General features: G+C 41.0%; 20 protein-coding genes and 1 pseudogene. 15 read left to right on the top strand and 6 right to left on the bottom strand.

Annotation, left to right across the window (positions count from 1 at the left end):
• The first annotated feature begins 16 nt into the window (after positions 1–16).
• The 4 genes and pseudogenes from HQQ94_RS04185 (at position 17) to HQQ94_RS04200 (ending at position 6,256) form a co-directional block, all read left to right on the top strand.
• Positions 17–1,723 (top strand): amidohydrolase, encoded by a 1,707-nt coding sequence (locus HQQ94_RS04185; protein WP_217273989.1) that lies wholly within the window; start codon positions 17–19, stop codon positions 1,721–1,723.
• Positions 1,724–2,082: 359 nt separating this feature from the next.
• Positions 2,083–2,220: pseudogene (locus HQQ94_RS23050) on the top strand (GFA family protein); the annotation flags it as partial.
• A gap of 703 nt (positions 2,221–2,923) precedes the next feature.
• Positions 2,924–4,171, top strand: a complete 1,248-nt coding sequence (locus HQQ94_RS04195; protein WP_173293235.1) for a hypothetical protein — start codon at positions 2,924–2,926, stop codon at positions 4,169–4,171.
• A 291-nt stretch (positions 4,172–4,462) separates the two neighbouring features.
• Positions 4,463–6,256 carry an LVIVD repeat-containing protein gene (locus HQQ94_RS04200; protein WP_254303997.1) on the top strand — a complete coding sequence of 598 codons (1,794 nt, stop codon included), beginning with the start codon at positions 4,463–4,465 and terminating at the stop codon, positions 6,254–6,256.
• A gap of 112 nt (positions 6,257–6,368) precedes the next feature.
• Here the strand turns inward: HQQ94_RS04200 and HQQ94_RS04205 are convergent, their stop codons facing one another.
• From HQQ94_RS04205 to priA, 6 genes are all read right to left on the bottom strand, one after another.
• On the bottom strand, positions 6,369–6,764 hold the full coding sequence (locus HQQ94_RS04205) for a gamma-butyrobetaine hydroxylase-like domain-containing protein (protein ID WP_173293236.1): 396 nt from the start codon (positions 6,762–6,764) through the stop codon (positions 6,369–6,371).
• Between the two features lie 74 nt (positions 6,765–6,838).
• Positions 6,839–8,164, bottom strand: coding sequence for an ATP-dependent protease ATPase subunit HslU (gene hslU, locus HQQ94_RS04210; RefSeq protein WP_173293237.1), 1,326 nt, complete (start codon positions 8,162–8,164; stop codon positions 6,839–6,841).
• Positions 8,165–8,220: 56 nt separating this feature from the next.
• The gene (gene hslV / locus HQQ94_RS04215) at positions 8,221–8,745 is read right to left on the bottom strand and encodes an ATP-dependent protease subunit HslV (protein WP_173293238.1); all 525 of its coding nucleotides are present in this window, start codon (positions 8,743–8,745) and stop codon (positions 8,221–8,223) included.
• 149 nt (positions 8,746–8,894) lie between these two features.
• On the bottom strand, positions 8,895–9,470 hold the full coding sequence (locus tag HQQ94_RS04220) for an SPOR domain-containing protein (protein ID WP_173293239.1): 576 nt from the start codon (positions 9,468–9,470) through the stop codon (positions 8,895–8,897).
• A 103-nt stretch (positions 9,471–9,573) separates the two neighbouring features.
• Complete coding sequence (gene argS / locus HQQ94_RS04225; protein ID WP_173293240.1) at positions 9,574–11,319, bottom strand: arginine--tRNA ligase; 1,746 nt, start codon at positions 11,317–11,319, stop codon at positions 9,574–9,576.
• A 189-nt stretch (positions 11,320–11,508) separates the two neighbouring features.
• The gene (priA, locus tag HQQ94_RS04230; RefSeq protein WP_173293241.1) at positions 11,509–13,704 is read right to left on the bottom strand and encodes a primosomal protein N'; all 2,196 of its coding nucleotides are present in this window, start codon (positions 13,702–13,704) and stop codon (positions 11,509–11,511) included.
• Positions 13,705–14,202: 498 nt separating this feature from the next.
• Here priA and rpmE point away from each other — a divergent pair, with 498 nt between their 5' ends.
• The 11 genes from rpmE to HQQ94_RS04285 all read left to right on the top strand — a co-directional run bounded on the left by rpmE (position 14,203) and on the right by HQQ94_RS04285 (position 26,356).
• On the top strand, positions 14,203–14,415 hold the full coding sequence (gene rpmE, locus HQQ94_RS04235; RefSeq protein WP_173293242.1) for a 50S ribosomal protein L31: 213 nt from the start codon (positions 14,203–14,205) through the stop codon (positions 14,413–14,415).
• 483 nt (positions 14,416–14,898) lie between these two features.
• Entirely contained in the window at positions 14,899–16,146 is a 1,248-nt protein-coding gene (locus HQQ94_RS04240) for a malic enzyme-like NAD(P)-binding protein (RefSeq protein WP_173293243.1), read from the top strand.
• 95 nt (positions 16,147–16,241) lie between these two features.
• Complete coding sequence (gene csrD / locus HQQ94_RS04245) at positions 16,242–18,146, top strand: RNase E specificity factor CsrD (protein ID WP_173293244.1); 1,905 nt, start codon at positions 16,242–16,244, stop codon at positions 18,144–18,146.
• Between the two features lie 284 nt (positions 18,147–18,430).
• Positions 18,431–19,348, top strand: coding sequence for an MSHA biogenesis protein MshI (locus HQQ94_RS04250; RefSeq protein WP_173293245.1), 918 nt, complete (start codon positions 18,431–18,433; stop codon positions 19,346–19,348).
• Positions 19,345–19,950, top strand: coding sequence for a PilN domain-containing protein (locus HQQ94_RS04255; RefSeq protein WP_173293246.1), 606 nt, complete (start codon positions 19,345–19,347; stop codon positions 19,948–19,950). Before HQQ94_RS04250 ends, HQQ94_RS04255 begins: the two co-directional genes overlap by 4 nt.
• Positions 19,947–20,603, top strand: coding sequence for an MSHA biogenesis protein MshJ (locus tag HQQ94_RS04260; protein ID WP_173293247.1), 657 nt, complete (start codon positions 19,947–19,949; stop codon positions 20,601–20,603). Before HQQ94_RS04255 ends, HQQ94_RS04260 begins: the two co-directional genes overlap by 4 nt.
• Positions 20,584–20,940: an MSHA biogenesis protein MshK gene (locus tag HQQ94_RS04265; protein WP_309247231.1), complete on the top strand. Its 357-nt coding sequence runs from the start codon at positions 20,584–20,586 to the stop codon at positions 20,938–20,940. Before HQQ94_RS04260 ends, HQQ94_RS04265 begins: the two co-directional genes overlap by 20 nt.
• A complete protein-coding gene (gene mshL, locus HQQ94_RS04270; protein WP_173293248.1) occupies positions 20,927–22,594 on the top strand; it encodes a pilus (MSHA type) biogenesis protein MshL in 1,668 nt (555 codons plus the stop codon). Before HQQ94_RS04265 ends, mshL begins: the two co-directional genes overlap by 14 nt.
• A gap of 2 nt (positions 22,595–22,596) precedes the next feature.
• Positions 22,597–23,505 (top strand): ExeA family protein, encoded by a 909-nt coding sequence (locus tag HQQ94_RS04275; RefSeq protein ID WP_173293249.1) that lies wholly within the window; start codon positions 22,597–22,599, stop codon positions 23,503–23,505.
• The gene (locus HQQ94_RS04280) at positions 23,502–24,599 is read left to right on the top strand and encodes a lipopolysaccharide assembly protein LapB (RefSeq protein WP_173293250.1); all 1,098 of its coding nucleotides are present in this window, start codon (positions 23,502–23,504) and stop codon (positions 24,597–24,599) included. The genes HQQ94_RS04275 and HQQ94_RS04280 overlap by 4 nt, the downstream gene beginning before the upstream one ends.
• Positions 24,596–26,356, top strand: coding sequence for an ATPase, T2SS/T4P/T4SS family (locus tag HQQ94_RS04285; protein ID WP_309247232.1), 1,761 nt, complete (start codon positions 24,596–24,598; stop codon positions 26,354–26,356). The genes HQQ94_RS04280 and HQQ94_RS04285 overlap by 4 nt, the downstream gene beginning before the upstream one ends.
• Positions 26,357–26,377: the final 21 nt, after the last annotated feature.

Raw genomic sequence — 26,377 nt, forward strand, 5'->3', positions numbered from 1 at the left:
TACTCAGGTACTTAGAATGATAAAACGATTAGCTTTAATTACCTCAATATCTATTGGTGTATGGTCTTTATTGACCGGTTGCGATGATGATATATCAGAGCAGAGTGAGATGGCAGATAGTATTTTTATAAGTGGTACCATACTGACGCTAAATAAAACGGATGAAGTTGCTCAAGCTGTAGCTGTCAAGAATGGGAATATCTTGGCTGTCGGAAGCGATAGCGAAATAGCCCACTTTATAGGTGATGAAACTCAGGTAGTTAATTTACAAGGTAGTACATTGATCCCCGGCTTTTATGATGCCCATAGTCACTTTGTGATGACAGGCATGGTTGGCTTGTATCAGATTAACCTCAATAGTCCCCCGATTGGGACTGTTGAGAGCATTGAGAATATCATTGCCTTATTAGAAGAAAAAGCAAACAACATTCCCGCTGGGGATTGGATAGAAGGCTTCGGTTACGATGATACTTTATTGGTTGAAGGGCGCCATCCTACACGTGATGATTTAGATAGGGCATCCACAGAACATCCAATACTTATTACTCATACGTCAGGCCACTTAGCCGTTGCAAATAGCCTTGCACTTGAATTAGCAGGAATTACGAACGCTACGCCTCAACCTGAGGGGGGAGTGATCAGAAAAGATGAAGATGGCGAACCAACGGGTGTCCTTGATGAGCCACCAGCGTTCGATCAGGTGGGTAAATTGATCCCAGCGATGACGACAGAACAAATGCTTGCAGCAATTCGCTATGCGTCTGATATTTATGCTGCAAAAGGTGTTACTACAGCAAATAGTGGATTAGCTTCTATCGAACTCATTTCATTGCTTAAAATGGCGTCAGAACAAGATGACTTACTTAACGTTCACGTTATTGCCTGGCCGACGTTAGAAGATTCACAGCAGGCTTATGATTTGGCACTCAATAACGATAAACTCATCATAGGGGGTATCAAAGAGGTAGCTGATGGTTCAATTCAAGGTTATAGCGGATATCTAAGTGAACCTTATTATACTCCGTTTAATGGTGATGCTGACTACCGTGGTTATCCTCGACATGATCGTGAGAAATTGGCTGATAGGATCATGAAAATACATTCAGCAGGAAGACAGGTGTTTTTACATGCCAATGGAGATGCAGCAATTGACGATGCTCTTTATGCTTTTAGAAAAGCTCAGGAAGCATTTCCTAGAGAAGATACCCGGCATACGCTAATCCATGCACAAATGGCGAGAGAAGATCAACTTGATGAGATGGCAGAGCTTGGTTTGATTCCTTCTTTTTTCCAGCTTCATACTTATTACTGGGGTGACCGTCACCGAGACATTTTTATGGGACCAGAACGTGCCTTTCGTATGAGTCCTACTAAATCGGCTGCAGATAGGGGCATGCGGTTCACTATTCACACAGATACACCTGTTGTGCCAATGGATCCTATGTTGATGATCTGGTCGGCGGTCAATCGTGTGTCTACCAGTGGTCAGGTTATTGGTCGTGAGCAGTCTATCACTGCGTTAGAAGCTCTCCGCGCAACGACGATTAATAGTGCATTCCAAAATTTTGAAGACCATATTAAAGGGTCTATCGAACCCGGTAAATTGGCAGATTTTACCATCCTTGCAGAAAACCCATTGAAGGTCGATCCTATAAGGATCAAAGATATTCAAATACTAGAAGCAATCGTTGGTGGTGATAGCATCTATAAAACGATGTTATAGCTTCGTTATTCATTAGGTGAGTGTATGCTGGAATAAATTTTAGTATACACTCCACACTAATATCGATGTATTCACAGTTGAGAGCCAATCTAGTCCATTCACTATACTTATCTATCTATGTTTATTTAAGTTACACTCAGAATTAAAGCTTGTAGCCTACGTTAAGCAGCTGGTTTTGCTTTAATCAAGGCAAAGTTATGAGTGACTTATGACAAGGATTTTTAAGTCGAATAAAATAGCTACTGGCTGTTGTTTGCAACTTAACCTAGTATATGTTTTCATCAATTAAGGTGTTATAAAAATGTCTCACTCAGAAACCAACTGCCTTTGTGGTGCTGTAAAAATCGTTGCCGAGGAAGTTAATCCTAAATTTAAAAGGGTTGGAAATGGATATGCAATATTTTAGTGACATGCGACCGAGTTATTATTGTTTTTCCAATGAAACAAAAGAAATGACGACAGCTGAGATAATGGCCTTTTTTACCGCTGCAGTGTAATTAAAGATACAGATAACCAGATTCAATTTCATCATTATTCCATTTTAATAGGGCGTTGTAGTTGGTGATGGACTTTGATACGCCATCGCCTTACTCGCGTAGTATTAACGGTAGGGAGCATGTTCAGTTACTTGTTTTATATTCGATATAATATTGATTAATAATGAAAATCATCTTTAACGTTACGAGATCTTATGGGTCATGTGGCACTCAGAAGTTGAGTGTCATACAGTGAATATGTTTCATTGATTTTTTAACATTTTTAACATTTTTAACATTTTTAACATTTTTAACGTTTTAACTTATTTTATCAACGTTGAAATAGGGTTGGCTCACGTATTGGTTACAAACTGATGCAAATAATCTTTTGATTTTTAATCAAAAAACACACATTGTTATGACAGCGCTGTTATAGGTAGGTATAACAATAAAAATTATACCTTTTTAGATCATAACTAATAGAAAAGCGTCAGCAGCGTACTGAATGATGTAAATGGATTGTGAGGCTGAATCGGGGGCGCATAATAAAATTTCGAGAAGTTTTACCAAAAAGTAATAAAAACACTTATGTTCAGCGCATTATTAGCGTTTGTGTAACGCATGCAAAATCAAATATACACTAAAAAATTAAAACAACATCGTGCCAAAATTAATTAAATTGTGATCTGATGTAGACGTTTATTGTTTAAATAGGAAAATAGAGATGAAAAAATTTGTATTATTAGCGCTGCCTTTGGCTATATCTTCTGCATTTGTATTCTCAGCAGAGAGTTCTACTCACTTTGCTAATAATAACCCAAGCGCTGCTTATTTAGGAATTTATGGCTTAAATGCTGATAGTAAGATGCTAGATAGAGTGGTCGATGAATATGGTATTAAAGATGTTGACGCTGGCTTCATTCTAATAAACAGAAATGCCACTTGTAACATCGACAATATTACTGATGGCTCAGGTATTAACCCTATCTCTGGCCACCAAAATGAGTACCAGCGATTTACCCAAAAAGGTGGGAAGCTTGGATTAGTTTTTGGCGGAGCAATTGGTCCTACATCTAGCGATCCTATTATGGAATGTGATCAAGTTGAACTCTATAATCTAATCAAGAATTCAATTGAATTATCATCAGTTGATATTCATCGTGTTTCATTCGATATTGAGCATGATGGCTGGCGTACGGGAAATTTTGTGGATGAAACAGAAGCAGAATTCTATGATAAAATAGCGATGACTTTACGTCAATTACATGATGATAATCCCAATATAAGCTTAGAAATTACAATTCCACAATACTCAGGTTATTGGAAGCGTCCTTATAATAACTACCTTAGAGATTTCTTAGCACAAAATGAAGATGTATTAGATGAATATCATCTCATGACATCAGCTTCAAATTCACAGCTCTCAAGTTGGGTTAGTAACACTATGTCTAAACTAGGTGGCTGGCCAAAAAATAAAACGATAATATTATTAACTGAAGGCAATACAAATAATAACCAATTTAATGCTGAAACATTAAAAAATAGTTACAGCCAGTATGCTGGTATGTCGACACTCATAACTTACATGGAATATTTAAATCCAGGTCAATCTGAATTGCACCGTGATTTAAATGACCTAGAAGGAACCACTCCGCCTACAAATGGGCCATATAACTTAACGGTTAATAATCAACAGGGCTATCAAGCCAGCATAAAAATTACTAATGATTTTGAATCTGATTGGCTTAATCAGGGTGAAGCTCGTACATATGATGAAACATCGTGGGGTTCTTCAAGTACAGGGATTATCAGTGATCAACAAAACCTTACTGTTTCAGTTAGTTATTGGGGTGGAGTAGGTGAATGTTTGAATAATGATAACACTGCTCTCCACTTTGATTTTACGAAAGATACAACCATTACTATCGAAGCTATATCTAGTGTAAATTCGATTTACTGCAGCGCTCAGTAATCAAATCGTCTTGACTAATGTCACAAAAATGCATGTGATATTAGTCTGGTTTTGGTGTCTTGGCTTGTCATTTATCTAGTGGTATACGTAAGAGAGTCCGTAAGTATGATGGACATATTATAGTCACAAGGATATGTTAAAAATATTATGAGTGCCCATTGAGTGTTATAGCTTAATAGTGATGAGTGTATATCATAAAATAACCAATTTAATTATATCGCTTTAAAATGGAAATATTTCCATTCTAAATTTTTCATGACAAGATTTACCCTGAGAGGACATATGGTTTTTTTGAAAAAAAATATCTCTAATAAAAACCAGTTAAGTCCATGGTCGATGCGATGTCTGTTAAGTGTGGTGGCTAGTTTTGTATTGATGATGTCTGCCTCCGCATCTTCAGAAAATAAAAATAATAGCCATGGGCACATAATAAAAGAAGTCGTTATTAAAGATAAGTGGATAGCACGTAGTGATAGTTTAAGTATCGATAAAACGCCCGCCGATCCCGCTAAAGGAAGTTATGGACTAAATAAGGTAACAGGTGAGTTTACTCACCCTATTGCCACGCGTGATGCTCATGAGAATATTCGCTTTGATGGTGAATTAGATTACTGGGATACCGAGCAATACATAAAAAACATGACCGTTGAAGCGTATTATCCTATCACCGTTGAGCCATTTCATACTTGGCAAAATATTGTTGACTTCGATGGCCATCGTTATCTGTATCAATACGTTCGCCGTGATTTGAAAATTTTTGATATTACTGATCCTAAAGATGCAAAATTACTGTTAACCCGTGGGCACACTTGGGGGGCAAATGGTGCTGATGAAGCCGAACAAAATCCATATGAAGAAGGCGATATGTTCGGTGCTGCTTCAATCCAATGGAATGAAAAACTAGCAAAATACATTATGGTGCAAGCTTTTGAAGTACGCCGTTTTGGTTTGTTAAAAAATAAGCGTATGCAACCGGAAAATGTTGAAAAAATTCGTAAGGCTAATCACCTAAAGGGCTTTAAAGTTTATGAAATGAATGGCCCTTTACCAAAAGATTGGAAATTGTTGTCTCAGCGAACAACTGATATTAAACACCCTGATGCTGCAATTGGTCAGCAGCAAGGCTCAGGTGTGCGTGATATTCCGTCCTATTTTGGCGGAGATATTATGTATGTAGCTGCGGCACCTGATGCAAGCTATGCCTTAACCGAATACCCAAATGATTTATATTCTGCGGGTTATCAATCTTGGGATATATCAGATCCAAGTAACCCCAAATTTTTAGATCAGTTAACGGTACCGGGGCAAATCGCTTTTAATGAAGAGCACGAGGAGGTATTTAAAGAAAACCTAAGAGCAGGTAATCGTACATCATGGATGGGTGCACGTATGTCCTTGTTTATTCCTAAATCAGCCGAAAAAGGTGGTAAGTATGGTTACGCTGCAATGGGGGGGTTAGGGTTCTATGTGATTGATATTTCAAATCCAAGTGATATGAAAGTTGTGAGTCATTTGAATTTTACCCCAAGTGTGGCTGGCACCGAAGGGGATTTTATCGATGTATCTCAAGTTGAGAAAACAGGTATTGTTTATTTCAGCGGTTACCCTCTAAATGAAGATTGCTGGGAACCATATAAAGATGTTCATATGATTGATGTCAATAACCCTGAAAAACCAGTTAAAATTGGTGTTTTACCGCGCCCTAAACCACCAAGTGATGCTAAATTTACAGACTTTTGCCAACGCCAAGGTAGTTTTGGGCCTAAGCGAACAGGTTATTACACTCAACCTGGAACATCAAAAGATAATATTTTACCGTTTAATTTTTATAATGCAGGACTTCAAGTGTTTGATGTGAGTAATGTGAACAAACCTGAAATTACTGCTTACTTTGTACCACCATTTAACACTGAACGCGTTGTTGAATATGCGAGAGGTAATTTGTCTCACAGTGTTTATGTAGAATATGATCGTAATTTATTTTGGTTGTTTACCAATCATGGCATCTATGTGCTTTCTAGTCCGGTACTTGGTGAACCTTCATTTGAAGCCCCAACGACACCCTGGCCAAGTCGAATTAAATAAACCCCAAGGCTGAATGTAAAATCTGATGTTTAATATGTGTAAAAAAAGGGGTGTTTGAGAGACTAAAAAGATTAAGGTGAGCATAGAAAAGCTAGATTAATTTGCTGTTGTTCTATTGATGATATTTTACCACCATTTCGATCAAAGGTTCACGGCTCGCTTTGGCTGCACGTAATCTGCTTAAGTAATTTTCCCATAGTTCGACTTGATTACTGGCAAGCTCATGCAGTAGTTTCCAAGAAAAAAGTCCGGTGTTATGTCCATCATCAAAAGTGATTTTAACCGCATAGTTGCCGACGGCTTCTAAAGTATTAATGTTGACTTGCTTCTTATGCGTGACTAATACTGGCTTACCGTGACCATGAACATCCGCCGAAGGAGAGTAGACACGGAGTATTTCACAACTCAGTTGATATGTTTCACCTGTGTCGAAGGTGATGTCGAGCAGGCGTGATTTACGTTTAAGTTTTATGTCAGTGACGGTAGGAGAGTTTGTAAAGGTGGCCATATAGGTTACTCAATAGCATAGCGAGTACCGAGTAAGGCGAAATGCTTGTTAACTCGGTACAGGCAATGGTGATGTTAAAGAATAAAGCGGCTTAAATCTTCATCTTGTACTAAATTATCTAAGTGATCGCTCACGTATTTAGCATCAATAATAAAGGTGCTTCCCGATTTATCTGACGCTTCGTAAGAAAGCTCTTCGGTCAGCTTTTCCATGACAGTGTGCAAACGACGAGCGCCGATATTCTCGGTGCGTTCGTTCACTTGCCAGGCTGCTTGAGCTATGCTCTCGATACCATCTTCAGTGAATTCTATTTTGACACCTTCAGTGCCCATCATGGCAACGTGTTGCTCAGTTAATGAAGCATGAGGCTCAGTTAAAATACGTTTGAAGTCATCAGCCGTAAGGGCTTCGAGTTCTACACGAATAGGAAGTCGTCCTTGCAGCTCAGGAATAAGATCTGATGGTTTAGACATCTGAAACGCACCAGAAGCGATAAATAGAATATGATCTGTTTTTACCATGCCGTGTTTAGTATTTACTGTACAACCTTCGACCAATGGTAGCAGATCGCGCTGTACGCCTTCACGGGATACGTCAGGACCTGAAGATTCACCACGTTTACAGATTTTGTCTATCTCATCTAAGAACACGATACCATGCTGTTCAACCAATTCGATAGCCTGTTCTTTTAGATCATCTTGATTAACCAGTTTGGCGGCTTCTTCTTCAATCATCAGCTTATAAGCTTCTTTGATTGGCATTTTACGGCGTTTACTGGCACCAGGTCCCATATTCTGAAACATACTTTGTAACTGGTTGGTCATCTCTTCCATGCCTGGAGGAGACATGATTTCTATGCCAACTTGAGGTGCAGAGACGTCTATTTCAATTTCTTTATCGTCTAACTGGCCTTCGCGTAGTTTTTTGCGAAATACTTGACGAGTGGATGAGTCGTCTTTACTTTCGTTATCCCAATCTTCTTTTGGCTTAGGCAAAAGAGCATCTAGCACACGTTCTTCGGCTGCTTCTTCTGCTTTAGTTTTGCATTTTTTCATTTGCTCTTCACGAGTCAACTTTATGGCTGAATCGGTGAGATCGCGAATGATTTGCTCAACTTCTTTACCGACGTAACCGACTTCAGTGAACTTAGTGGCTTCGACTTTAATGAAAGGCGCTTTGGCAAGTTTCGCTAGGCGGCGAGCTATTTCTGTTTTACCGACACCTGTCGGGCCGATCATTAAGATATTTTTTGGGGTGACTTCTTGACGAAAATCAGCATCAAGCTGCATACGACGCCAGCGATTACGTAGGGCTATGGCCACTGAGCGTTTCGCATTATGTTGGCCTATGATGTGACTGTCTAATTCATGGACAATCTCACGTGGGGTCATTTCAGACATATCATTTCCTCTGAATTCACATCAGTATTGAGTCTAAGCTTAGTCTAGGCTTTTGCTTAGTAATTTAATTCTTCAATTGTTTTAAATTGATTGGTGAACACGCAGATATCACCTGCAATAGTTAGCGATTTTTCTGCTATTTCTAAAGCACTCAATTCAGTGTTTTCAAGTAAAGCGGTAGCTGCAGATTGGGCAAAATTACCACCAGATCCAATTGAAATCAAATCATTCTCTGGCTGCACAACGTCTCCATTACCAGTAATGATTAATGAGCAAGTATCATCTGCGACGGCAAGTAAGGCTTCTAATTTACGGAGCATTTTATCGCTGCGCCAGTCTTTTGCCATTTCGACAGCGGCTTTCATTAGGTGTCCCTGATGCATCTCTAATTTAGCTTCGAAGCGTTCAAATAGAGTAAAAGCATCGGCGGTTCCACCGGCAAAACCCGCTAATACTTTATTGTGATAAAGGCGACGCACTTTTTTTGCATTACCTTTCATGACGGTATTACCAAGTGAAACTTGGCCATCTCCAGCGATAACGACCTGATTGTTACGGCGAACTGATACGATTGTGGTCACTCATGAATCCTCTTCTCAAACTGACGAATAAAGGTCGTCAGTGGGTGATATAAGATATATGGGGTAGAGAGGGGGAAATATCAAGGATAGGCATTGAAAAGATCGCCCTCATCGCGATACGATCGTATCTTTGAGGGCACTTTTAGGGGTTAAGCCCCTTCCCAAAATAAAATGATGCAGCCATTAATACCGGCGTTTTGCATTACATGCCGCTCTCGTTCTACTTGACGCTTACTGTCATATGGACCTAGGCTCACCTTGTACCAGTCACCCGTGGTGCCTTTTACTTTTTTGACGTGTGCTGATAATCCCTGAAAAGCAATAACAGCTTTGAGTTCTTGGGCTTGGGATAGAGTTCTAAAAGAGCCACATTGCATCTGATAAGGCCGCGATGGTTTGGTTTTTTCAGCTTCTGAAATATCAACTTCAACTTGTTTATTTTTTAAATTTTGTTGATAGGTCCATATTTCCTTCGGTTTAGGTGGCAGTGCGTTTTGATCTTTGTTTATGACAGGTTTCTTGTTTTTTTCAATCACGACAGGTTCAATGTTACTGGCGCTATTGTTGATGTTCCACAAGAAGTAACCAAATCCACCAACTAGGGCTATGGTTATAATTAATAATAGAAAAGGGAAGCGCTTGACACCTGCTCCCGTATTCTTATTACGTGTAGATTTTACCTTGCCTTTGGTGGGCTTTCTGTTAGCGTAATCGCGATTGCTCATTGAATTTATATACCGTGTTTTGGTCCATACTCGGTGTCACTATCGTACTACACTGCGATGCCGAGGGTGTGACCCTCAGCATCCTTCAGTGTAGCTTGGGTGTTTACATGCGTTCTAAGGTGTCTATCCCTAGCAGGCTGAAGCCTTTTTTCAGTGTCTTAGCGGTGAGCTTAGCGAGTAATAAACGACTCTTTTTTTGCTCTTGTGTATCAGCTGCAAGCACTGGGCATGCTTCATAGAAACTTGAAAATGCACCCGCGAGCTCGAACAGGTAGCCACATAAGGCATGAGGCTGCCCTTTAGCGACCATGCGTGAAAGGACTTCGCCAAACTGGGCAAGTTTTGTGCCGAGTTCTTTTTCTTTATCGTGTTCTAACAGAATGCTAGCATCGGTTAAATCGACATCGCTTGCACGTTTAAATATGCCTGTAACGCGAGTGTATGCATAAAGAAGATAAGGCGCGGTATTGCCTTCAAAGCTGAGCATTTGCTCAAAGCTAAAAATATAATCGCTGGTACGATTTTTAGACAGTTCAGCATATTTTACTGAGCTGATGCCGATGACTTTAGCGATGTTGATCAGCTCAGCTTCATCCATATCAGGATTCTTACTGCGCACCAGTTCAAGCGCTCGGGTATTGGCTTCGGTAAGCAGATCGACTAATTTAACCACGTTACCAGAACGTGTTTTAAATGGGCGACCATCATCCCCATTAATGGTACCAAAGCCCATATGCTCAAGACTGATGTTGTCATCAACAAAGTTTGCTTTACGAGCCAGTGCAAACACTTGCTGAAAGTGCAAGGCTTGGCGCAGGTCGACAAAGTAGAGTGCGCGATCAGCTTTTAATACATTCGCGCGGTAACGCATGGCAGCCATGTCGCTGGTGGCATATAAGTAGCCGCCATCAGCTTTTTGAAGGATAACAGGAAGTGGCTCACCTTCTTTATTTTTGAATTCTTCTTGAAATACGACTTTAGCGCCATTACTTTCAGACAGTAATCCTTGTGCGTCAAGATCTTGAATAACTTGCGCGAGGTCGTCATTATACGCGCTCTCACCACGGACATCTTCACGGGTGAGGCTGACGCCTAACAGTTGATACACATGATGGCAATGGCTGAGTGAAATGTCATTAAATTCACGCCATAATTTATTGTAGTACTCATTGCCTGATTGCAATTCAACCACTAATTTTCGGGCGCGAGTAGCAAATTCTTCTGATTCATCAAAGCGAACTTTCGCTGCTCGATAAAAGGTTTCAAGATCAGAGAGTGCGAGTTGAGCTTGTTCGCCGTTTTGAGCGCGTAGCTCTTCCATATAAGCCAGTAGCATACCAAATTGAGTGCCCCAATCGCCGACATGGTTTTGACGGATCACCTTATGGCCAAGGAACTCAAGCGCGTGAACCATGCTGTCGCCAATAGTGGTTGTGCGCAAGTGACCGACGTGCATCTCTTTGGCTAAGTTAGGTGCTGAATAATCGACAACAATAGTTTGAGCCTTAGGTAATGAAATGCCTAAGTGATCGTCTTTAAGGGCAAGTGTGAGCTGGCTGGCTAACGCATTGTCATCGATGAAAAAGTTAATAAAGCCTGGACCTGCTATTTCAACTTTTGATACTTGACTATCTTCAGGCAAGCTCTCTATGATGAGCTGAGCGACTTCGGTTGGTTTTTTACGGGCAACTTTAGTCAGCATCATAGCTAGGTTTGTTGCAAAATCACCATGAGTTTTATCTTTTGTTCGGTCGACCTGAATACGAGCCTCAAAATCAGTTGGAATAACCTCTTGTTGTTTAAGAAGTTCTATGGCTTGGGCGAGCAAAGATTGTATATGTGATTTCATTGGCGTTTATCGACACTTACTAATGATTAAAATAATGAATGATAACCGCACATTTTAGCCGTTTGTTATAGTCAATTGCTATCATAAAAATAACTTTTATTGCACTTTTTAATGGAAATTTGATATTAACGGATAGAAAGCCTTGCTGTATGACAAGGCTAAGGGGCTATAAATGAATACAATGAGTCGTTAGAGTAAATCTTGTGGGTCTCTGTCGATGCTCCAACGGCAACGCTTAGCTGATGGTAGCGCTTCTATATGTGGTAAAGCAGATTCGAAAGCTTGCTGTAAACGTTGGCGGGAGAGAGTTTGAAACATAAGGTGACGTCGATACTTGCCCGCTTTTTTATCCATAGGCGCTGGCATAGGCCCGATTACTTCGCATTCTTCATCTTGTGGTAGCAATTGAGCCACCTCACTGAGAAAGTTTTCGGCATCGATTGCCTGATTGGCCTCGGCGCGAAGCAATAGCATATTCCATGCTGGTGGCAGGAGTGCTTGTTTTCGTTCGCTGAGCTGATTTCGGGCAAATTGGCCATAACCGACATGCATTAACTCACGTAAAATGGCATTATCTGCTTGATGTGTCTGCATTAATACCGTGCCTTTTTTTCTGGCTCGCCCGGCCCGACCTGATACCTGTGTATAGAGCTGCCCAAAGCGCTCTGGCGCTCTAAAATCTGCGCTGAATAGTGCCCCATCTACATCCAACAATCCAACGAGAGTGACATCGGGGAAATGATGACCTTTAGCCAGCATTTGAGTGCCAACCAATATTTTATATTCCCCTTTATGAATAGCGTTGAGATGGCTCTCCAATGCCCCTTTTCGACTCGTTGTGTCACGATCTATACGTACCACGGGATATTTTGGAAACTCCTTTTCTAATACTGCAGCTAGTTGCTCTGTTCCTACGCCTTGCCCCATTAACAGAGTACTACCACAGTTGTGACATTGCTTAGGGATCGCGTATTGGTTACTACAGTGATGGCAACGAATTTCGTTTAAAGATTGGTGTACAGTAAAGAAGGCATCACATCGATCACATTCATGTAGATGTCCACATTCATGGCACAATAATGCAGGAGAAAAACCTCTGCGATTAAGAAACAATAAAACTTGATTGCCGGCATCGAGATGAATACGCATTTCATTGAGAAGTGCATGAGAAAGCCCACTTTTTAAAGGTTGACCGCTGATGTCGATGATCCCTTGCCGTACTTTCTCAGCGTTACCTGCACGTTGTCCTAATTCAAGGTGTTTATAGCGACCACTAAGGGCATTTTGTAGACTTTCTAATGACGGTGTTGCGGTGCCAAGCAGCACGGGGATCTTCTCTAAATGTCCACGCATCACAGCTAAATCTCGAGCGTGATAGCCGACTCCTTCTTGTTGTTTAAAGCTAGAATCATGTTCTTCATCAAGAATAATAGCCCCTGGAAAGGCCATCGGGGTGAATAATGCCGAACGTGTCCCTATGATGATTGCGGCCTCACCTGTTCTTGCTTGGCGCCAAGCAATCAGTCTTTGGTTATCGGTTAGTCCAGAGTGAATAACAGCGACAGTGACGTTAAATCGACTCTTGAATCGGCTGATTGTTTGTGGTGTTAAGCCAATTTCAGGGACCAAAATGAGTGCCTGCTTTCCCTTTTTGAGCACACTTTCTAACAGGGCGAGGTAGACTTCTGTTTTTCCTGAGCCAGTTATCCCCTCTAGTAAGGTACAGTGATATCCTGTTTGTTGGTTAAGTGTCGCTACTGCAATGGCCTGTTCGGGATTCAATGTTAATGGATCTTCACCTAGCTCAAGGTTTTCACGCCAAGAGAGATCGAGCTTATTGATGCGCTCATCTTTGGTGATCCATTCTTTATCTTGCAATGCTTTTAGGGCTGATGGACTTAAATGTAAACTAGCAACCTCTTCTTGAGATAGTTCTGATTGCTGTAGTAATTCGAGTATTTTCCTTTGTGCTGGGGCGCGTTTAACAGCGTCCAGAGATGCAGCGTTGCCTGCAGATGTTGTCCGCCAAAAAATACGAGTGTCGGCTAATATCTCAGCACCTTTTCTCAATGCAACCGGTAAGGCTTGAGACATCATCTGTCCGACACTACAGAAGTAGTATCTTGCTGCCCAAGTGGTGAGTTTATAAAGAGGATCTGGCAGTAATGGTTCGTTATCAAGTAGCGCTATAAGCGATTTTATTTGATTGGGCTTTAAGTTACAGGTATCTGATGTTCCGGTAATAAGACCGATCAATTGTTGACGACCAAAAGGGACTTTAACCCGCATGCCTTTTTGAGGAGTAAGTGTGAGTGTTTCAGGTATTTTATAACTGAAGGTTTGCCGCAAAGGTACAGGAAGGGCAACCTCGACAAACAAGGGCATATAGATGAAAGCTCTACTCAAATGATATTGGTTAGTGTACTCAGGCTATCGGGTAAGGGCTACTCTTTAATGAGATTAACATTAAGCAAGGAATCGATGTTTATTTGTGGGAAGCTAAAATGCTGTCTACTGGCTTTGTCTGCAGCATGTAAAGTGGTCATGTTATATACCCAAGCTACCTCAAAATGCAGGATTTAGCATGTCGAGAAGTGACAGAGTTCAAGGGCGTTAATTGCTCCTGCATTAACGACATTCCCACCATCCATGGCGGTCTTCATGAAATTGATGAACTCGTTATGCTCGGCTCGGGCATCCTGCTTCGCCCTAGCGCCTGAATCCGCTCAGTCGTCATTCAATATGTCATCACGAAGAATAAGTTTATCTTGTGGGTTTCAGATGATCACTGTAATATACACCGCCTAAATATTCTATTAACTTCATGTGGTGTCCGACTTCGGGTTGGGAGAGCGACATGGCCTTTAACGAGAGGTAATCCCAATGAAAGCAGATATCCATCCAGCATATGCAGAAATTACTGCAACATGTACTTGTGGCAACATCATCAAAGTCAATTCAACTGCAGGTAAGTCTTTGCATTTGGACGTATGTGGTGCATGTCACCCGTTCTACACTGGCACACAGAAAGTGGTAGACACTGGTGGACGTATTGATAAGTTCAACAAGCGCTTTGGTGCACTTGGTAAGAAGTAATTATTCATTTAATTATTCTTCAACATAAATTTTTAAAAAAGCGCCTTATGGCGCTTTTTTGTTACCATATTGATAATATTATGTCGAATATTGATGATGAATTTTAAACATTGGCAAAAATGGCTTAAATTAGATTAAAAAGATTTATCAAATGTATTTCCGTTGTAATTTTTGGTAATTTTAGCAATATTTTTGCTGTTTATTCGATTTATGATGAGTAAATGGGCTTTTTTGTCGTATTTTTCCTACAAAAAACCGAACTAATTTGTCCCTTTGAGCAGTAGATAAGTTTGTAAAATACCCCTTTGGCCTTTAATCCCTCCCTTTAGCTGATATTTTCCTAATATATTGTTTAAAAATGATAGCTTTTCGAGTATCGTAGCGACAATTGTTATTGCTATTTTTTTAGTATTTAAAAAGTAAAAAAATAGAATAACATAGACCTTAATAAAGTTTAATTGCCGTATTTTCAGGATTAAAAAAATGTCAGATTTTAGACAGCAAGCCCTTGATTACCATGAGTTTCCAGTACCAGGAAAAACAGGCGTTTGCCTGACTAAACCAGCAGAAACCAGCATGGATTTAGCATTAGCCTATAGCCCAGGTGTTGCCGAGCCGGTGCGCGAAATTGCTGCTAACCCTGAGAATGCTTATCGCTATACAGCCAAGGGTAATACTGTTGCAGTTATCTCTAATGGGACTGCTATTTTAGGGCTGGGAAACTTGGGACCATTGGCATCTAAACCTGTTATGGAAGGTAAGGCATTATTATTTAAGCATTTTGCAAATATAGATGCGACAGATATTGAGGTTAAGCACCGTACCACTGAAGAGTTTATTCATACGGTAGAGTCAATTGCTGATACATTTGGTGGCATTAATCTAGAAGATATTAAGGCGCCAGAATGTTTTGAAATCGAAAAAGTGCTTATTGAGCGCTGTAATGTTCCGGTTTTCCACGATGATCAACATGGCACCGCTATCGTTACTGCTGCTGGGATGCTTAATGCGCTTGAGATTCAAGGTAAGCAGATCGAAGATGCTATTTTTGTCTGTATGGGAGCGGGCGCCGCAGCCATAGCGTGTATGACAATGATGGTTAAGTGTGGTGCTCAGCGTGAAAATATCTATATGTTAGATCGAAAAGGTGTTATTCACACTCGCCGTGAAGATATTAATGAGTATAAAGCATTATTTGCCAATAATACCGATAAGCGCACCTTAGAAGATGTGATTAAAGGCGCTGATGCTTTCTTAGGTTTATCGGGACCTGATGTGTTAAGTGCTGAAAATATAGCACTAATGGCGCCAAAGCCAGTGATATTCGCTTGTTCAAATCCCGATCCTGAGATTAAACCTGAAATAGCACACCAAGTTCGTCAAGATCTTATCATGGGTACTGGTCGCAGTGATTACCCTAATCAAGTGAATAACGTGTTGTGCTTTCCATTTATTTTTCGTGGTGCGCTTGATGTTCGTGCGTCGAAAATTAACGATGAGATGAAATTGGCTGCAGTATATGCCATTGCAGAGTTGGCTAAAGAAGAAGTTCCCGCTGCTGTTGTGGCTGCCTATCCTGATGTGAGTCAATTAAGTTTTGGTCCTGAATATGTGATCCCCAAACCGATGGATCCTCGTTTATTGCCTAACGTAGCGAAAGCCGTGGCTCAAGCAGCGATTGATTCAGGTGTTGCGGCGATTACAGCCTTACCTGAAAATTATCTTAGCTAAGCAGACATGAATAAGATAAGAAAGGGGCCTTAGGCCCCTTTTTTTGGTTTGAGTTATGTTAACCTAGCATAATAAAATCCTGCAGGAAGCGGAGCATGAAACTGACTCGACTTTTAACAAACAAATTAACCAGTTTTTGGTTATTGTCATTGTCTGCTGTCGCCTTAATTTTTTTATTGATAGCACTAATCAGTTTCGTGCAGTTAACCTCTAAATTTCAACAGGAGAAGGTGGCTGAAGTCGAGGCAATGTTAGTCGATCACTTTGATCGTGATGGGACATTAGACTCCCTAGGATCTTGGCTTCCTGCTATTTTATCTGCTTACAAGGTTAGTCATTTTGTATTAAAAGATGAGAGTCATATTCTTTATCAATATGATTCTAATGAAAATTATACTAGTTTTGTTCATTATGATAAGCAGTTGTCAGGTTTCAGCTTATCAATGAAGCTGCCTCAACCTTTTAAAATGTATCGTTTTAGTTGGTATGGCTTAATTGTTTTTTTTACGGGTATTATTTTTATTATTGTTTTTGTTCGTTTTGGGTACCTGTGGCTGTCTGAACAGTTGCAAGGTATTGAAGATCTTGCTCTGCGCAGTAAATCAATCCTCAAAGGTGACTATGAACAAGCTTTAGCTGAGAAAGGGGAAGGTAAGCCTAGGGTGATTAATCGTGCGTTGACACATATGTTGTTAGAGTTAGATGATGCACAAAAACAGAGGGCGAGATTTGATCAATTTATCCGCTCAAATACTTTTCTTGATGCTGAAACGGGTATCGGAAATAGGTTATTTCTGAAAAACCGTTTAGATGCACTAAGTAATGATGCGGGTATGATGGCTCCAGGAGCGCTTTTTTTATTGGAAATGGAAGCGCTTGATCTACTGCAACAAGAGTTTGGAGATGAGCCAATAGGTGAAATATTACATCAAACGATTAATGATATTAATCAAATATTAAATAGCCAAGCAAACAGTATTTTTTCACGTCGTTCTTACAACCAACTAGCCATAGTTGTGCCCCAAATATCACTTAAAGATGTCGAAAAACTTGCCGCTAAATTCCTTAAAGTTTGCATGACACAATATTTTCCAGAGATGATTAACCGCGATGATTTTTTTCATATCGGTGTCGCCTATTTTAAGGTTGGTGGGTTGAAAGAGCAGCTTATCGAAGAAGCCGAACGTGCTCTAAGAGCCGCGCAATTTCAAGGTGCTAGCGGTTGGTTTATGTATGATAAGGGAGCTGTGGATGAGGAGTTTTCTAAAGGGTCAGTTCGTTGGAGAAGCTTTTTAGAGTACGCACTAGTTAATAAGCGATTAGTGGTTTTTACCCAACCAATTGTTGATAGTGATTCTAAGATCCACCACTTAGAGGTTTCGAGCCGAATTCGTGATAATCAACAAAACTTAATTCGCGCGACATTGTATATTCCTATGGCAATAAAGTGTGGTCTAATTCCTCAATTTGAACGGCAAGTGATCGAAATGGTACTGTTTGATTTACTTGGAGACCGACATGATATTCTGACTCAATATAGTATTAATTTAAGCTTAGACACCCTGTTAAGCAGAGCTTTTATTCATTGGTTTAAAACGACATTACTGGAATATCGTCATCTTACTCCACGGCTGATATTTGAGGTCAATGAAGACATAGTGGTCAATAATAGGGACCAGTTAGCCTCGCAACTCGATATGATCAAAAAAATGGGGGCTAATCTGTGTGTTGACAGAGTTGGTCAACAGGTTGTGGGTACGCAATATATTAAAGAATGCAGCTTTGACCTCATTAAATTACACAGATCGATTGTGCGTCAAATACACCTAAGACAAGAAAATCAGTTGTTTATTCGAAGTCTCATTGGTGGCTTGTATCACACAGATGTACAGGTTTTTGCCGAAGGTATCGAGTCTCTTGAAGAGTGGCAAACCTTAAAAATCCTAGGGGTCAGTGCTGGCCAGGGAAGCATGTTTAGTGATCCGGTTGAAAAAGTTTAGCAAAATTTAATGAAACATCCATTCAATTAATCCTTTTCCCATGCGCTACACGTGCAATAGTTGCGTGCCTATCTTTCGCTTACGACTGATATTAATTCAGTGTTTTTCTACAAAATTATAAGCTTAGTCATTGTAATATTCACAACCAAATTTGTTATCTGCTTATATACTTTGGTAGGAAGTGAGCTAATCTTGTTGGTATTGATTCACCATTATCACCTTGTTAATGGCCAACAAACCAAGTAATAGCCTCATATGCGTAAACGGCAAATAGGTACCTTGTGATGAAAAAGAGTCTGTTTAGTCGGTTGGCCTTTTGGCACAAATCTAATACCAAAGGTAAGATCGGGATTTATGTTTGTGCTGATAAAGTTGTCGCTTACCGTCAAGTTGATGAGGTTCAGGATAAAGACCTCTCCCAAACTGAGCTAAAAGAATTCATCTTTGATGGCACTAATTGGTCTAGTTTTTTTACCGCTCTGTCCAAGGAGTTCGGTTCAGCTGTGCTGCAGGTCACGTTAAGTTCATCATATTATCAATTGTTATTAGTCGATAAGCCCAATGTTGAGCCAGAGGAAATGACTCAGGCATTAATGTGGACAGTAAAAGATATGGTTAGCCAAGCGATTACCGATATTCATATCGATTATTTTGAATCACCTCAACAAAACGATGCCAAGTTGACTGTGGCAGTGGTTGATAAAAATAGCATGGCAGCCATGGTGTTAGCGGCTAAAGAGCATGACATGTTGGTTGTGGGGATAAATATTGAAGAGATGGCAATGACTAATTTATTTTGGGAGGAGCCACAAGCGAAATTGGTGATCAGTCATTTTTCGGGACAAGAGATATTGTTGACCGTTGTTAGGCAAGGCGAGCTGTATATGCAGCGAAGGGTTAGGGGGTTTAATCAGATAGACACGGTTAGCGCTGAACAGATGGTGTCAGGGATGGCGGATGATTTAAGTCTCGAATTACAGCGTTCTATGGATTATTTTGAAAGCCAGTTACATCAAGCTCCAGTGTCATCTATCGAGTTGCTAATCAATGGTCAGGCTGAAAAGTTAGCCGAATTAATTAGTGTTAACTTTAATCAAGAGGTGAACGCCATTATTGCTGAAAGTGTTGAGGCAAAAATGGCGATTTTAGCACTAAAAGAAATGAGTCGAGATAAAGTGGATGTTGTGGGGGGTCAGACATGACCATTAAGACGCGTATTAATCTGTATTCAGAATCACTTTTACCTGTTGAGTTACAGCTTTCTTTCCATCGAATGTTTATTGGGTTAGTGGTGATATTGGTTTGCAGTTTTGTTGGCACGACGGTCAATTATGTCTTTGTTTTAGGTTTGGAGGCTGAATATAAAGAGCTTGCTAGTACAAAAAAGACTCTTGAACAGGATAAAGTCTCTTTAGAAGCGAAAATAGCCCAGCGTTCACCGGATGTAAAATTGGTGACTAAAATCGATTTAATAGCGCAGCAGATTGAATTTAAACTAATATTATTAGGTGAGCTGAATCAAAGAGAGGAACTCACCAGTAGCGGTTATTCTGCATTGATGAAAGATCTTGCTCAAGTGGCCAATAACAGTCTTTGGCTAAGTCGATTCCAAGTTGAAAGTGATGATTTCGTGTTTGAAGGTTTTACATCAACACCCCATAGTGTTCCTCTGTGGATTGATAGGCTAAAGATGACTGAGACATTAAAGGAGCAAAGGTTCGCATCGATGACGATGAGTCGAGGTGAAAATCAACCCCTCTTATTTACGTTAACCAGTATCTCAGGAGCGGAGGGAAGCCAGTGAAAGATAAATTGCAAGGGCTAGCTGCCCGCTTTGATGTGTTAAGTCAGCGTGAGCGACTTATGGTGGCATCGGTTCTTTTTCTACTTGTGGGTGTGATGTGTTATTTCCCGTTGGGATCTTTGCTGCTTAAGCATGATCAGTTAACACTGAAAAATAAGAATATTATTGTTGAAAATACCCTATTGATGCAACAGACCGAAGCGTATAAAAAAAGGCTGGCTCAAGATCCTAATGATGAATATGCCACTCGGTTTTCAGCGTTAGAGCAGCAAAGTCGCGATGTAGATAAGCAGCTTTCTTTTCAAATGGTCGATATGGTGCCCGCTGAACACATGGCGATGTTATTAGGTCAGTTACTTGAAAAAGTAAAAGGGGTAACCCTACAAGAATTCCAGTCTATTGCTCCTAAACCTCTACTGCCTGTTGGTGCAGACAAAAAAATGAATTTATATAGTCATGGTATTCGCCTGACATTTCAAGGGGATTATTTTGCGGTATTTAAATTTGTTCAAGCTATTGAAGCGATGCCAAGTAAGTTGTATTGGAAGCGTATGGAATATGAGGTGGATGAATACCCTGTGGCTAATGTGGTTTTAGAACTTTATAGCTTGAGTATTAATAAGGACTTTATCAGTGTTTCAAGTCAAGGTTAATGTGAGCGTGCTGATGCTGATGCTGATGCTGATGCTGACGGTTAAGGTACAAGCCGAAAATTTAAGGGATCCAACACGTCCAGGTTTTGGGGCGGATGCCGTGCCATTGTCTAAATCGGCGCAAGAGAATGCCCTAGTGCTTAATAGTGTGATGAATAAAGGACACAATGCCCATGCAGTGATTAACCAGCAAGTTTTTATCGTTGGTGATAGGGTGCAAGGGGTCAAAATAATTCAAATAGGCACAAGTTCAGTATTATTAGCCGATGGGCGAACATTAAATATGTACCAAAACATAACAGAGCTAAAGGGAACTAGCGCACATGATAGTGATTAAAATAGCGATACCTTTGTTAGTGTTTATATTAGTGGCTTGCCAATCTATCGACAGACCCATGCCTGTGGTGTCTCAATCTGTTTTGAGTGATGCTATTCAAATTGAAAATAACAATCAGCCCCCTCCACCAGCGGCAATGCCAGAGTCGGTTCAAAATGAGCTGACTTCCCAAGGGTTATTATCAGGTTTATCACCCTCAGTAAGCAATGAACGACGTTTTGATGTATCAGCTAAAGATATCGATGCTAAGGTTTTTTTCCCTAGTTTAATCCAAGGAACACCGTTAAGCGTCGCGGTACATCCCGATGTGACAGGCAGTATTTCTTTGTCATTAAAAGGAGTGACATTGAGTGAAGCGCTGCAGGTTGTTGAGGATATTTATGGTTATGAAATTAGCAGCGATAAGCGTATTTTACGTGTCTATCCCGCTGGCATGCGTACTGAAACATTTTCACTAAACTATTTGCATATGGAACGACAAGGATTATCACTGACATCGGTGAGTTCTGGTCGGATTTCTGATAATAACGCAGGTTCGGGAGGGAGTAGCGCTAACAATTCTGGAAGTTCATCGAGTAATAGCAGTTCCGATTCAACGAGCAGTGAAGCGACCAATGGGACCTTTATTCGTTCTCAAACAAAGACCAATTTTTGGGGAGAGTTAAAAGAAGCATTAATTTCTATTGTGGGCAGCTCAGGGGGAGGGCGTCAAGTTGTGCTTACCCCACAAGCAGGGCTTGTGACCATAAGGGCGTACCCGAATGAACTGCGTCAGGTAGAGAATTTTCTTCAAACGGCAGAAGTTCATTTACAACGACAAGTGATTTTAGAAGCTAAAATTTTAGAGGTCACTCTCTCTGATGATTATCAACAAGGTATTGAATGGAAAGATGTGTTGGGCCATGTAGAGAGTACCAATTTTCAGTTTTCGACGTCAGGTGTTGAAGGGATAAGCGATCAGATCACCAGCGTGATAGGAGGGGTAACATCTTTAGCTGTTTCAGGGACCGATTTTACCACTATGATTAGCCTGCTCGATACTCAAGGTGATGTCGATGTACTTTCAAGCCCTAGGGTGACAGCGACGAATAACCAAAAAGCGGTGATTAAAGTCGGTAGCGATGAATATTTTGTTACTGATGTGTCATCGGATACAGCCACTGCAGTAGGTGCAACAGGTAACACATCTCAGGGAGTTGAATTGACTCCTTTTTTTTCGGGTATTGCATTAGATGTTACCCCACAGATAGATGGTGAAGGTAATGTTTTACTCCATATTCATCCTTCAGTGACTAAAATCGAGGAGCAAATTAAAACGATTAGCCTCTCGGACAAGGAGTTAAATTTACCTTTAGCAAAGAGTGATATTCGAGAGTCAGATACAGTGATTAAAGCGCGAACGGGTGAGGTTGTTGTGATTGGGGGGCTTATGGAAAGCAAGAGTGGAGAGGTGGTTTCTAAAGTCCCTTTTCTTGGGGATATTCCATTTATTGGAGAGTTGTTCACTAATCGAAAAAAATCATTGCAAAAAACGGAGTTGGTTCTGCTCATTAAGCCTACCGTTGTAGAGGCGGATACGTGGAAAAAAGAATTACAGCGTTCTAAAGATTTACTCGACCGCTGGTATCCAGAAGAAAAAGAGCAAGGTCTGTAAATTTGTACCAGACACACTTTGGGTTGGCGAAGACGCCCTTTTCTCTTACTCCTAATACAGAATTCTTTTTCGGGCTATCGCCTCACATTGAAGCGTTACAAGTGCTGCAGATAGCGTTACAAACAGGTGAAGGGTTTATTAAAGTTACTGGGGAAGTTGGGACGGGAAAAACGCTTATTTGTCGAAAGCTTATCAATGAACTACCTAGCCAATTTCATTGTGCCTATCTGCCTAATCCTGCTCTTTCTCCTACGGAGCTTAGATGGGCGGTGGCATTAGAGCTGGGGCTTAAGTATTCGGTCGATATTGATCAAATGCGGCTAACGGGATTGATTCAGCAGCAATTACTAGCGCTTTCAGCATACGGACATTCCATTGTACTGGTACTCGATGAAGCGCAAGCATTACCCGATGAAAGCTTGGAAGTACTGCGACTTTTTACTAATTTAGAAACAGAAAACCGTAAGTTATTACAAGTGGTATTGTTTGCTCAGCCTGAACTAGATCAGCGTTTAAATTTACATGATTTTAGACAGCTAAGACAAAGGATCACCTTTAGTTACCAGTTAAGGCCATTATCGTTAGATGAAGCTTGTGCCTATGTGCAACATCGTTTATCGGTAGCAGGCCGAGTTGGAGGGCCATTATTTTTTGATAAAGATATTCGAGTGTTGGCCCAAGCTGCTAGAGGTATTCCTAGATTGATCAATATATTGGCTCATAAATCATTGCTACTTAGTTTTGGTGAAGGGGCTGATGGAGTGAACTATCAGCATATAAAGGCGGCCATTATAGATACGCAAGATACCAAGTTGACGCGACAGGTTAGGTGGTTTTGGTGTGTTGTGCTAGGCGTTATGTTGGCATTAGTGAGTGTCGGTTTGCACTTGTCTGATGGGGTGGTGTTATGAGTGTGATAAATACCATGCTTAAGGAGTTAGATAAGCGGCAGCAATCATATTCGCTAGAAAATATGCAAGTTGAGCCTGTGCAATCTCAAGTATCTATTTACGCTAAAACCCCTTGGGTATTACTGGCTATTGTGAGTTTTTTACTCTTATTTTGCGTGGGGTATCTTTGGGATAATGTGAGTCATACAGGGGGCACTCAACAGGCTAAATTTAAGCAAGTGTTAACGAGTTCGGGGCTAACTGAATCTGTTGCAGAGGAAAGCTACCATCTTGTTGATACCCGTGCTCAGGTCGTTGATGCTAGTGTTATACCGAGATCATCAAATGTTCAGCTTGCCATGAAAATGGCACCCATAGAAAATCAGCCAATTAAGCCTTTCCCTGCTCGCGTTGCTGTCAAAGACGCAGTGGTATCATTGCCGATCGTGCATCAAGCTGTTGATAAAGCAAATATGGCGAATAATCCCCAGTCAATGGCCGTCACTGAGGTGAGATTATCAGCCAAACAATTGGCCGAAAAAAAATACCAATTAGGGACTCAAGCAGAAGATAAAGGAGAGCAGAAAGAGGCTATTGAGCATTATCATCAAGCCTTAACTCTGATCCCAGCATTTCATGAAGCGCGGCAGCGTCTTGCAGCACTTTTTTATGGTCAAGGTCACTTGATGCAAAGCAGTGATATTTTGCAGCAAGGTATCAGATTATTTCCTCAGGAACTGGATTACCGAATGTTACTGGCCCGAGTTCAGCAGTCAGCTGGCGAATATGCGCAAGCATTGGTAACGCTAGAGGGGATCCCTGATGGCGTCAGGTTAAGTAAGCAAAAATGGATATTAGAGAGCAGCATAGGGCAAAAAGTAAAAAACTATACGCTGGCTGAAGTGAGCTACCGTCAATTATTGCAAATCGAAGCGACTCAAAGTCGTTGGTGGATGGGGTTAGCCTATGCACTTGATGCTCAGAAAAAATATGACACTGCGGTAGTCGCCTATGAGCAAGCGCTTTTTTACAGGGCGGTACCAGAGCAAGGGTTGTCGAGGCAAGCTGTGGATTATATCGAAGCAAGGTTGGTGCAGTTAGGAGAGAGTCTGTGAAGCCAAAGTTAAAGATGCGTTTGGGTGATTTACTTGTACAAGAAACGATCATCAGTGAACCTCAGTTGATGGAAGCCTTAGCTGAACAAAAAATTACGGGTAAAAAATTAGGTCGTACCCTGATTGATTTAAAAAGCCTATCCGAAGATCAATTACTTAGGTTTCTCTCTCAACAGTTAAAGATTCCATTTCTTGATATTAGTCAGAAATCAATTTCCAGTGAAGTGGTGAATTTATTACCTGAGGTGCAGGCGCGTCGTTTTAGGGCTCTGGTTGTAGAAGATAATGGCGAAAGTGCACTTGTTGCTATGAGCGATCCGGCGGATCTACAAGCGATGGATAACCTTGAGGTGCTACTGACACCGAAGTTGATGAAAATCGCGGTGATCACAGAGCAGCAATTACTTGATGCTTTCGATAATCTTTATCGTAGAACGGATCAAATCGCGGCGATTGCAGGAAAACTTGAAGAAGAATATGCCGCCGACGATCAATTTGATCTTGCTAGTCTGACAGATACTGACAGTGACAATGAAACCACTGTGGTTAAATTACTGCATTCTATTTTTGAAGATGCAGTGCAAATGCGGGCATCAGATGTTCATATTGAACCGGGTGAAAAAGTGCTGAGGATCCGCCAGCGTATTGATGGTCAACTGCAAGAGAATATCCTGCCTGAATCGACTATTGCAGCGGCACTGGTATTACGGCTTAAATTGATGGCTGGTCTCGATATTTCCGAAAGACGCCTGCCGCAGGATGGTCGATTTCACATGGAAATTAAAGGCCACCAAATTGATGTCCGTATGTCGACCATGCCTATTTACCATGGTGAGTCAGTGGTGATGCGTCTATTGGATCAATCCGCTGGATTATTAACATTGAATGAAACAGGTATGCCGCCAGAAATCTTAGCTCGGGTGCGTAAACAGATTAAACGTCCTCACGGTATGCTGCTGGTGACAGGTCCTACGGGGAGCGGTAAAACAACGACTCTCTATGGTGTGTTAAGTGAGCTAAATACAGCGACTCGGAAAATAATTACAGTAGAAGACCCAGTGGAGTATCAACTGGCGAGAATTAATCAGGTTCAGGTAAATCATAAGATAGGCTTAGATTTTGCGAGTGTATTAAGAACGACGTTACGTCAGGATCCCGATATTATTATGGTGGGTGAAATGCGTGATCAAGAAACGGTAGAGATAGGACTTAGAGGAGCACTAACGGGTCACTTTGTGCTATCGACGTTACATACTAACGATGCGGTCACTAGCGCGCTGCGTTTATTGGATATGGGGGCGGCAAGCTACCTTGTAGCGAGTGCACTTAGGGTGATCATTGCTCAGAGACTCGTGAGGCGTATATGTCATAACTGTTCAGCAGATTATCAGTTAACAGCGGCAGAAAAAGCGTGGATGGATTCGATTAGCAAGGAAGATTTTTCAAATGCAACATTTAAGATGGGAGCCGGTTGTCAGAGCTGCAATGGTAGCGGTTATCGTGGGCGTATTGGTGTTTTTGAAATATTGGAACTTGATGAGGCCATGATTGATGCAATGCGTACTGGAAACCCTCAAGATTTTGCAAGAGTGGCTCATCTTAGCCCTAACTTTACTCCATTAGCAGTGTCTGCCATGGAGTATTTAGCGAAAGGGATGACGACGATAGAAGAAGTTGCCAAATTAATTGAAGATGTCACTGAAGCGCAAATGTCAATGTTGACAGATAAAGCGAGCGAGCCATTGTCTGAGGGGTGAATGAGAGAGATGAGAAGCGGA

This window comes from Shewanella sp. VB17 (genome assembly GCF_013248905.1).
Classification (GTDB): Bacteria; Pseudomonadota; Gammaproteobacteria; order Enterobacterales; family Shewanellaceae; genus Shewanella.